This window comes from Acinetobacter sp. UBA6526 (assembly GCF_002434875.1).
GTDB lineage: Bacteria > Pseudomonadota > Gammaproteobacteria > Pseudomonadales > Moraxellaceae > Acinetobacter > Acinetobacter venetianus.
Genome location: NZ_DJLC01000046.1, coordinates 1 through 8135 on the forward strand (window position 1 = coordinate 1; position 8135 = coordinate 8135).

The following is an 8135-nucleotide window of genomic DNA, read 5'->3' on the forward strand; positions in this document are numbered from 1 at the left end:
GTTCCGCAACGCACGTAAATTTATTGGTTAATTAAACAACCGATGATTGAAAATGCCACTTTTTTAGTGGCATTTTTTTTTGCAAGTTGTCGATTTTGCAGAAGAATAAATTATATAAGTGTATTAAATTTAAATTATTGATAATAAAAGTTATTTTGTTTAAATTTGTTTTATTGTGGTATTCTTCTGTACGTGAGAGGGGAACCACACTATGAAAAAAATATTNNATTTGTGAAATAATTTGTTTTAACAAGAATGGGAAGTCTGATGTTGGAATTTTAAACCTTAAGCCAAATAATGAAAAAAATTTTATAAGAGATATTCTTAATAAAAAAGATGAAACAATTTTAGCAACTAATTATCAACTAAAAAAAAGAAATTTGGACATTTCTAATTCCAAATCATCAATTATATTTGATAAAGATACTAAGGCTGGAGAAAAAGTTAAATTAAAATCTAAAGATAAATGTTATGCAATATTTGCTGCGCCAGGGCAAGATATGAGTGTAACTGAACAAGACCCTCCTAGTGAATTGACAATTTTTATCAAAAGATCAAAAATTTTAAATGATAAAGAATTAAATGTTATTCCAGATCCTGTTTTTGAACCACACTATGAAAAAAATATTAATCATATCTGCACTACTAACTGGATGTTCAACAACGTATCAACCACATTCATTGATTGGGAAAAATGGCTTTGCTGAAACTGAATTATCTCAGAATCATTATAAAGTAACGTTCAAAGGCAATCAGAAGACTTCACAAAAACAAGCCAATGATTTTGCAATGTTGCGGGCTTCTGAGTTGATGATTGCAAAAGGTTGTTTGAATTTTAAAGTGCTTAATTCTTCAAACGAAATGATCAGCAGTGTGGTATTTCCACAAACAAATGCGATTAACCCTTTTTCAAGTGCAATCGAAAATCGTATTCATGGTAATACAAATACTTTTGGACAATATCACGAGCCAAAATCTACTGTAGAAGTGAGTTGTTCTGCTGCAAGTGGCAATCAGCAAAGTGAGATATATGTCTCAGCTGCGATCAATCAAGAGATTAAGAAAAAGTATGACATTATTGGGCAATAGATCAGCACTAAACTATCTAAAAATTTAAACTTTGATTTGTTTGAATCATCTATGTAACCAATTTAATCTAATCAGTTAAATTGGCTTATTTTGTTGATATGAATTATGAAAAAAATTGTTCCTATTGTTTTAAGACGTCAGAAACAACAGTTGGATATATTGGTTTTTAAACATCCACTTGCAGGTATTCAACTTGTTAAAGGGACAATTGAAAGAGATGAACATCATCAAAATGCAGCTATTCGTGAATTATTTGAGGAATCGGGACTGATCGCTGAGCCGAATCCAAAGTTTATTGGAAACTTTCAAATTAAATTTAACCAGCAAAATTGGTATTTCTATTTATGTAAGGTAAGCGCAGATTTAGCTGAAACTTGGACACATCATTGTCAGGATGGTGGCGGTTTAGATTTTGAGTTCTTTTGGTTTTCATTAAATCAAAAACCGAATGCAGATTGGCACGAGACTTTTCTGGAAGCGCTGGGTTTTATAAGAAGATATTTTAGTTTGGAAAAATAAAAGCCATTATGAAATGGCTTTTACATATATCAGCTTATTGGATTTAAGAATCCTGATGTTTAAAGTGTATTGGATGTTTATACATAACATCGGTACGTAGTACATATTTCTGACCTGAAAGCACGGGTGCTCCCTCATGTAACTGTTGATGTTCAAACAATAAAATCTGCCCAAGTTTTGGTTGGATATTTGCTATTTGAGTTTCCTTACATGGTTTCAGCATACTACTATCACGGTAAAAAATTGTTTCTCCACCCGTAAAATCTTCGCTGAGGTAGATCAATAAAGTCAGTTGGCTACTGTGCCAATCGTTCACTTCATAAATTCCATCCCAATGTGGCTTAAACGTTTCACCATTTTCATAACGATAAAAACGGAAACGTTCATTTAAGCCACTTAATATCCAGCCATTCAATTGTTCAGGCAGTAAATGTTTAAGTTTGGAAAATAGTGTTTCAGCAAGCTGAACATCATCATAAATCACTCGTTTATTATTTCTAACATTGGTGAACACTTGACGAGCTGAGTTTAGGAATATATCAGCTGTTTCATAATGATATTGATTGCTAAGCTCGATGAATGAAAAACATTCTTGATTTGAGAACACATCATCTACAGTAAAAATTAATGGTGTGTTCTGATGTATTTGTTGTTTTTCTTTTTGTAGAAAAAGAGTTTGCTTGGAAGTTATCCCATTTTGATGACCTATATCATTTTTAGTTGTAATTGGTTATTTTATCATCTTAATTAGTTTAATTACTATTATTTAAATTGGTTCAATTTTTGCTTTCTCAATAATGATTATAAAACTCGGAGAACAATATGATGAAACATGAGAATCATATAAGGACAGCGTATACCAAAGACAAAGGCTGGTTCTGGTTTAGCTTAACAATCATAATCCAAGTGATGTTTATCGTGGTAAGTTACCTTGTGATGAATATTTCACTTTGATTTTTCATTATTTTTGAGCTTATGATTGGATGATCATATAAAGATTAACATCATCAAAACTATGCTTAAGCTTATTTATTACGTACCTGAATCACATTTAGAGTCAACCAAACTTGCTATTTTTGAAGCGGGTGCTGGTGGTATTGGCAATTATGAACACTGTGCTTGGCAAGTGAAAGGAATAGGGCAATTTAAGCCTGTTAAAGGTGCAAATCCTTTTCTTGGGAAATTAGATGAACTCGAACAACTTGAAGAATGGCGGGTTGAAACCATTGTCCCAAAAGATAAAGCCAGTACTGTCGCCAAAGCATTAAAGGCAAGCCATCCTTATGAAGAGCCTGCCTTTGAATTTATCCAAATATTAGATATTGAATAATTATACTTTTTGAATGAATAAATCACGATCAAAACGATATTGTGGGAAGAATACGCCGTCTTTGGCACGTTCACCCGCACCAATCACCATCACAGGGTATTGTTGATCATTCAATTTTAAGATTTTACGAACCAAAGGCTCATCAAAGCCTTCCATCATACAGCTATCAAAACCATAAGCACGTAGAGCCAAGACTAAGTTTTCACAAGCAAGCGCAGTAGTTTTAGTTGCCCATAGTTTTGCATCAGCAGCATTAAAAGCAGTAACAGGAAGCTGTTTATCAAGTGTTCTTACAACTTTGAAAGCCACTTTTTTAAAGTTACCTAAGGCATTGAAATAGCCTGTCTTGTAATTGTATGGAATAAAACGATAATATTTTTGAACAGCAGGCGGCGCTTCAGGAAAAGGAAACTCGCTGATATTACGTTTTGCCATTTCATCCAGACGATCTGTACGAGCAACACAGACAATCAATTCAGAGGCAGTTTTCGCAGCAAGTTGGTTTAGACACGCTTTAACAAGTTGCTTTTTCTTACTCGGGTTTTGAACGACATAAAATGTCCAAGGTTGTAAGTTGGATGAGTTTGGTGCAAGTAGCGCCAAATTTAAACATTCATCTAAAACTTCATTTGGAATCGGTTTGTCGGTGAATTTACGCACAGAGCGTCTGCTTTCAACCACCTTACGGAAGTTGGCAATATCGATATCTTGTGGGGCAGGTTCATAATAGCGCTTTTTTTCAGCTTGATTTTGATCTGACATGAGTTTGATATTTTCCTAAAACTTTTATATTCATATTGGGACGTTCAATAAAAAAACCACCTCGATTTTGCAATGAAGTGGTTTCGTTTTATTAATGAGTTATTGTCTCATTAATTGAACTGAGAAAAGTCAGGTTTACGTTTTTGCATAAATGCTTGTACAGCTTCCATCATTTCAGGTGAGCGAACACGTTGCATAAAGATTTCTGCTTCGTCATCTACACAAGCGATGATTTCAGCCAAGTCTTTTTTCATGAGTGCTTTGCTTTGTTTTAATGATGCTAACGGTAATGCCGCTAGATGTTGTGCAGTTTGTTGAGCAGTTGCATAAACGTCCTCAACTACGTCATTGACAAGATTTGCCTTAACCGCTGTTGCAGCATCAAATTTCTTCGCCGTGAATAATAATTCAGCCGCTTTTTGATAACCAGCTTGCTTCACTAATAAACGGCTTGCTGCACCTTCAGGAGAAAGACCTAAACTTACGAATGGAATTTGGAATAGGGCGGTATTGTCTGCAAAGACGATATCAGCATGTAATAAAATCGTTACGCCAATACCAATTGCAACACCTTTCACTGCAATAATGAGGGGTTTAGAGAAACGAGCTGCTGCTTTTAATAGGACAAATGGAGGTTGATCACCTGCTTTGCCTTCGTATGGTTTTTGCATGAAACCCATGAAGTCTTTCATGTCATTACCCGCGGTAAAGTCTTGTTCTGCACCACGGAAAATTACGACACGGACTTCTTTGCTTGCATCAGCTTCATCTAATGCTTGGGCGATCCAAAGATACAATTCGCCGTAAAGCGCATTCTTTGCTTCTGAACGGTTAATGGCTAAGGTGAGTACGCCATCTTCTAAATTTGCTTGCAAATGTTGATGAGGTTGTTGAATACAGCTAAGTGTCATCGTACTATCCTTGCTTTAATCCAGATTGATTTTTTAAGTGCCCTCATTATGTCGCATATTTACTGAATATAGTGCAACTGATGAGTTCACAAAAAGTGAAATTAAGCCTATGTACACATTTGACTATCTTGTTTTTATTGGACGCTTTCAGCCATTTCATTTGGCACATCTGCAAACCATTGAAATTGCACTACAACAAAGTCAATCTGTGATTTTAGCTCTCGGTTCAGCACAGCCCGAGAGAAATATTAAGAATCCATTTTTAGCGATAGAACGTGAGCAAATGATTCTTTCCAACTTCTCTGAACAGGATCAGAAACGGATTCGTTTTGTGCATGTTGTTGACGTTTATAATGATCAAAAGTGGGTGAAGCAAGTTAAAGATTTGGTTAATAGCGTCATTCAGCCCGATGCAAAGGTTGGTTTGATTGGTCATTTTAAAGATGAATCATCTTATTACCTGAGCCTATTCCCTGAATGGGAAATGGTGGAGTTGGATAGCTTAAAAGGGGCAATCTCGGCGACACCGATGCGAGAGGCGTATTATCGTGGTGATATTCAAAAGGAATATTTTCCTGAAGGCACAATTCAATTCCTGAGTGAATTTAAAAAGACGAATGTCTATGCGGAATTGCAACGAAAATATTTTGCTGAAGATAAAAGCAATTTAACCTAATCATTTTACGGCTTTAACGCTTCGATTAGGAAATCAATGAAAACACGGATATGAAAAGACTCGTGTTTTTTTGATGGATAAAGCAAAGAAAATGGGCGAGATGCGCCAGAAAAATCAGTTAATACTTCTATTAGCGCACCACTTTCGAGTTTTTTTTCCACTATAAATCGATAAGTTTGTAATAGGCCTGCCCCGTGCTTAGCTAATGTCACCGTGCCTAAAATATCATCCAAACAACGAAGTTTAGCGTTGGTCATATATTCGATGGTCTGATGGTTGATGTTGAAAAGCCACGGTACATTTTTACCCGTGCTTGGTAGCACAAACTGAATACATTGATGATGCCGTAAATCTTCAAGCTGTTGTGGTGCACCGAATTGTTTTAAATATATTGGTGATGCAACCACGATAAGCTCTGCTTGTTCTAGTTTACGTGCAATCAAATTTGAATCGGCAAATTGTCTACCTCGAATCGCCAAGTCAAAACCTTCTGCAATGAAATCTACATTCTTATTGGTCAGTTGAATATCAATTTCAATCGCTGGGTATTGCTGTGTAAATTTTGCCAATAATGGCAAGATTCGATAATGCCCATAAGGTGTTGGCACACTGATGCGAATCAGTCCTGTAGGTTGTTGATTTTGGTTTTTGAGATGCTGTTCTGCTTCTAAAATTTGATTTAGTGCTTGTTTACATTCCTCAAAATAGGTTTTTCCTTGTGTGGTCAATCGGACTTGGCGTGTAGTTCGAATAAAAAGTGGCGTGGTTAAACGTTTTTCTAATCGGGAGATTGAACGACTCACCGCCGCGGGGCTAACGCCGGCATGTAATGCGGCTTTGGAAAAACTTTCATATTCAGCAACTAAGCAAAAAAGTTCGACACTGCTGAACATCATTCTTTTGAGTTGTGTCATTGATTACACCATGTAAAAAATGATTTGATTTGTATGCTGTTTAAGCACATTAATGTAAATAATAAGATGGCTTTATCTCAAATGATGGAGTGATTTTATGAAACTTTTCTATTCACCAAATGCATGTTCTTTAGCGCCTCATATTGTTTTAAGAGAAATTGGTATCCCTTTTGAATTGGTCAAAGTCGACTTACAGCAACACCTGACTACATCCGGCGAAGATTTTTATCAGTTGAATTCGAAAGGGCAAGTTCCACTCTTACAGCTTGATGATGGTCAGTTGTTAACTGAAGGAGCGATCATTAGTCAGTTTTTGGTTGATCAAGCAAAGCGTGATGATTTACTACCAAAAATCAATACATTGCCACGTTATCAAGTCTTGGCATGGATGAATTTTATTGCCTCTGAAATTCATAAAGCGTATTCACCATTTTTCCATGAATCTTATGGTGAGCAGACAAAAGCACTATTTACTGAAATTCTAATCCAACATTATGCATGGATCGATCAACAACTCACTGGGCAGCTTTATCTAACAGGAAATGACTTGAGCATTGCAGATATTTATCTATTTGTGGTGACAAGATGGGCTGGGTTTATTGGTTTAGAGCTTACGCATTTTAAGTATTTAACCAGTTTTATGCAGCGTGTTGCCAATCGACAAACGGTTCTGGATGCAATCATGGCGGAAACTGAATAATAAAAATCATCACAAGGAAAATGAAATGCCTTATATTTTAATTCAGATCACTAAAGAAAATGTTTCACAACAGCAAAAGCAGCAGTTGATTCAAGAAGCAACAGAGTTGGGTGTTCGTGTACTCGATAAAGATCCTGCCACTACCTTTGTCGTGATCGATGAGGTTGATACAGATAATTGGGGGGTTGCAGGGGAGTCGGTTACGACCTTACGGCAGAAACAAGCAAAATGTACAGTTCATCAAGTTGAGTAAAAATATGAGTCAGCAAGCAATAGTTGAAATCCATTCGCAGCTACAAAAATATTTTGATGCTTTGTATTTTTGTGATGTGAGCAAGTTGAATGATGTGTTTCACCCTGACGCGATTTATATCAATGCCACGGATAAACCCATTTTAAAGTTGGACATGCAAACCTATTTTGCAATGGTATCACAGCGCATTTCACCTGCATCTAAACATGAAGCAAGGCAGGATAAAATTATGTCAATTCATTTACTCAATGATCAGCTGGCAGTCGCACATGTAGAGTGTGCGATTTCACCTAAATATTTTTATGATGCGCTAACCTTCGTTTTTGATCATGGTGAATGGAAAATTATGGCGAAAGTTTTTCAATATCAATTACAGACTGACTAACGAACACCAAACTGTTGAGTCCAGTAAGCCTTTTGTTTTGCAGATCGGTCGGATGTGCAAGCAAGTGCATAATCCGTGAATTTAGGGTGCATTAGATTTGCACAATGCACTGGACTCGCAAGCCACGTTGCCATGACTTCATTTAAGTTTTTCTGACCGCGCGCAACATTTTCACCACCGCCACGTCCTTTGAAGTGATAAAGCTTTAATCTCGCTTTCAAGTCTAAGCCCGTAGTGCTGACATGACCGAGAAAATTGTATTTTGCCATGTCTTCTGACTGAGCAAATGCACTGTTGTATAAATGACTATTCCAAACTAGAGGCGCTACAGCTGGATAGCGTTTTTGGCCGCAGTGATGTGGATATTGTCGTATTTCGTTAATCGCATTTAAAATTGATTGTTGATAAGCTGGATTTTGTAAATCTTGGCAAGTAATTTCTATCGCAGATTTTGAAATTTGATTCACACTAGGAGAGACTTGTGTCGAGCTATCTGGTGCATTTACACTACATGCGGAGATAAAAAAAGGAAAAATAAGAAGAAGTATGAGCTTGTCCATGGCGATGTCTTAAATGTAATTTTTTTAGTTTTTTTA

Annotated in this window: 14 protein-coding genes; 9 read left to right on the forward strand and 5 right to left on the reverse strand. The window is 36.2% G+C overall.

What is annotated here, in order from left to right; genetic code table 11:
- The first annotated feature begins 380 nt into the window (after window positions 1–380).
- From B4237_RS02840 to B4237_RS02850, 3 genes are all read left to right on the forward strand, one after another.
- Window positions 381–707 carry a hypothetical protein gene (locus B4237_RS02840; protein WP_286941288.1) on the forward strand — a complete coding sequence of 109 codons (327 nt, stop codon included), beginning with the start codon at window positions 381–383 and terminating at the stop codon, window positions 705–707.
- Window positions 616–1089, forward strand: coding sequence for a CC0125/CC1285 family lipoprotein (locus B4237_RS02845; RefSeq protein WP_278596381.1), 474 nt, complete (start codon window positions 616–618; stop codon window positions 1087–1089). The genes B4237_RS02840 and B4237_RS02845 overlap by 92 nt, the downstream gene beginning before the upstream one ends.
- Window positions 1090–1194: 105 nt before the next feature.
- On the forward strand, window positions 1195–1608 hold the full coding sequence (locus tag B4237_RS02850; protein WP_278596382.1) for an NUDIX hydrolase: 414 nt from the start codon (window positions 1195–1197) through the stop codon (window positions 1606–1608).
- A 43-nt stretch (window positions 1609–1651) separates the two neighbouring features.
- On the opposite strand, the gene B4237_RS02855 is transcribed toward B4237_RS02850, so the two are convergent.
- Window positions 1652–2215, reverse strand: coding sequence for a 2OG-Fe(II) oxygenase (locus tag B4237_RS02855; protein ID WP_278596383.1), 564 nt, complete (start codon window positions 2213–2215; stop codon window positions 1652–1654).
- Between the two features lie 215 nt (window positions 2216–2430).
- Here B4237_RS02855 and B4237_RS02860 point away from each other — a divergent pair, with 215 nt between their 5' ends.
- Window positions 2431–2562, forward strand: a complete 132-nt coding sequence (locus tag B4237_RS02860; RefSeq protein ID WP_257736206.1) for a KGW motif small protein — start codon at window positions 2431–2433, stop codon at window positions 2560–2562.
- Window positions 2563–2623: 61 nt separating this feature from the next.
- Window positions 2624–2938, forward strand: a complete 315-nt coding sequence (locus B4237_RS02865; RefSeq protein ID WP_278596384.1) for an NGG1p interacting factor NIF3 — start codon at window positions 2624–2626, stop codon at window positions 2936–2938.
- Here the strand turns inward: B4237_RS02865 and B4237_RS02870 are convergent, their stop codons facing one another.
- Together B4237_RS02870 and B4237_RS02875 are read right to left on the reverse strand one after the other, a co-directional pair.
- Window positions 2939–3700 (reverse strand): nitroreductase family protein, encoded by a 762-nt coding sequence (locus B4237_RS02870; RefSeq protein ID WP_278596385.1) that lies wholly within the window; start codon window positions 3698–3700, stop codon window positions 2939–2941.
- Window positions 3701–3810: 110 nt separating this feature from the next.
- A complete protein-coding gene (locus B4237_RS02875; protein WP_023014281.1) occupies window positions 3811–4611 on the reverse strand; it encodes an enoyl-CoA hydratase-related protein in 801 nt (266 codons plus the stop codon).
- A 109-nt stretch (window positions 4612–4720) separates the two neighbouring features.
- Here B4237_RS02875 and B4237_RS02880 point away from each other — a divergent pair, with 109 nt between their 5' ends.
- On the forward strand, window positions 4721–5287 hold the full coding sequence (locus B4237_RS02880) for a nicotinate-nicotinamide nucleotide adenylyltransferase (protein WP_019384046.1): 567 nt from the start codon (window positions 4721–4723) through the stop codon (window positions 5285–5287).
- Between the two features lie 5 nt (window positions 5288–5292).
- Here the strand turns inward: B4237_RS02880 and B4237_RS02885 are convergent, their stop codons facing one another.
- On the reverse strand, window positions 5293–6201 hold the full coding sequence (locus B4237_RS02885) for a LysR family transcriptional regulator (RefSeq protein WP_278596386.1): 909 nt from the start codon (window positions 6199–6201) through the stop codon (window positions 5293–5295).
- 97 nt (window positions 6202–6298) lie between these two features.
- On the opposite strand from B4237_RS02885, the gene gstA reads away from it, so the two are divergent.
- Genes gstA through B4237_RS02900 form a run of 3 tightly spaced genes read left to right on the forward strand, consistent with a single transcriptional unit; the run spans window position 6299 to window position 7539 of the window.
- The gene (gene gstA / locus B4237_RS02890; RefSeq protein ID WP_278596387.1) at window positions 6299–6901 is read left to right on the forward strand and encodes a glutathione transferase GstA; all 603 of its coding nucleotides are present in this window, start codon (window positions 6299–6301) and stop codon (window positions 6899–6901) included.
- A 25-nt stretch (window positions 6902–6926) separates the two neighbouring features.
- Window positions 6927–7154 carry a 4-oxalocrotonate tautomerase family protein gene (locus B4237_RS02895; RefSeq protein ID WP_278596388.1) on the forward strand — a complete coding sequence of 76 codons (228 nt, stop codon included), beginning with the start codon at window positions 6927–6929 and terminating at the stop codon, window positions 7152–7154.
- Between the two features lie 4 nt (window positions 7155–7158).
- On the forward strand, window positions 7159–7539 hold the full coding sequence (locus B4237_RS02900) for a nuclear transport factor 2 family protein (RefSeq protein WP_004878504.1): 381 nt from the start codon (window positions 7159–7161) through the stop codon (window positions 7537–7539).
- Here the strand turns inward: B4237_RS02900 and B4237_RS02905 are convergent.
- Window positions 7536–8099, reverse strand: coding sequence for a CAP domain-containing protein (locus B4237_RS02905; protein WP_278596389.1), 564 nt, complete (start codon window positions 8097–8099; stop codon window positions 7536–7538). The two genes, B4237_RS02900 and B4237_RS02905, sit on opposite strands and share 4 nt — an antisense overlap.
- Between the last annotated feature and the right edge of the window lie 36 nt (window positions 8100–8135).

What these genes read in the sequence shown, in the direction of transcription:
- B4237_RS02845 (WP_278596381.1), top strand. Translation starts at nt 616, where the DNA reads ATGAAAAAAATATTAATCATATCTGCACTACTAACTGGATGTTCAACA.
- B4237_RS02850 (WP_278596382.1), top strand. Translation starts at nt 1,195, where the DNA reads ATGAAAAAAATTGTTCCTATTGTTTTAAGACGTCAGAAACAACAGTTG.
- B4237_RS02860 (WP_257736206.1), top strand. Translation starts at nt 2,431, where the DNA reads ATGATGAAACATGAGAATCATATAAGGACAGCGTATACCAAAGACAAA.
- B4237_RS02865 (WP_278596384.1), top strand. Translation starts at nt 2,624, where the DNA reads ATGCTTAAGCTTATTTATTACGTACCTGAATCACATTTAGAGTCAACC.
- B4237_RS02870 (WP_278596385.1), bottom strand. Translation starts at nt 3,700, where the DNA reads ATGTCAGATCAAAATCAAGCTGAAAAAAAGCGCTATTATGAACCTGCC.
- B4237_RS02875 (WP_023014281.1), bottom strand. Translation starts at nt 4,611, where the DNA reads ATGACACTTAGCTGTATTCAACAACCTCATCAACATTTGCAAGCAAAT.
- B4237_RS02880 (WP_019384046.1), top strand. Translation starts at nt 4,721, where the DNA reads ATGTACACATTTGACTATCTTGTTTTTATTGGACGCTTTCAGCCATTT.
- B4237_RS02885 (WP_278596386.1), bottom strand. Translation starts at nt 6,201, where the DNA reads ATGACACAACTCAAAAGAATGATGTTCAGCAGTGTCGAACTTTTTTGC.
- gstA (WP_278596387.1), top strand. Translation starts at nt 6,299, where the DNA reads ATGAAACTTTTCTATTCACCAAATGCATGTTCTTTAGCGCCTCATATT.
- B4237_RS02895 (WP_278596388.1), top strand. Translation starts at nt 6,927, where the DNA reads ATGCCTTATATTTTAATTCAGATCACTAAAGAAAATGTTTCACAACAG.
- B4237_RS02900 (WP_004878504.1), top strand. Translation starts at nt 7,159, where the DNA reads ATGAGTCAGCAAGCAATAGTTGAAATCCATTCGCAGCTACAAAAATAT.
- B4237_RS02905 (WP_278596389.1), bottom strand. Translation starts at nt 8,099, where the DNA reads ATGGACAAGCTCATACTTCTTCTTATTTTTCCTTTTTTTATCTCCGCA.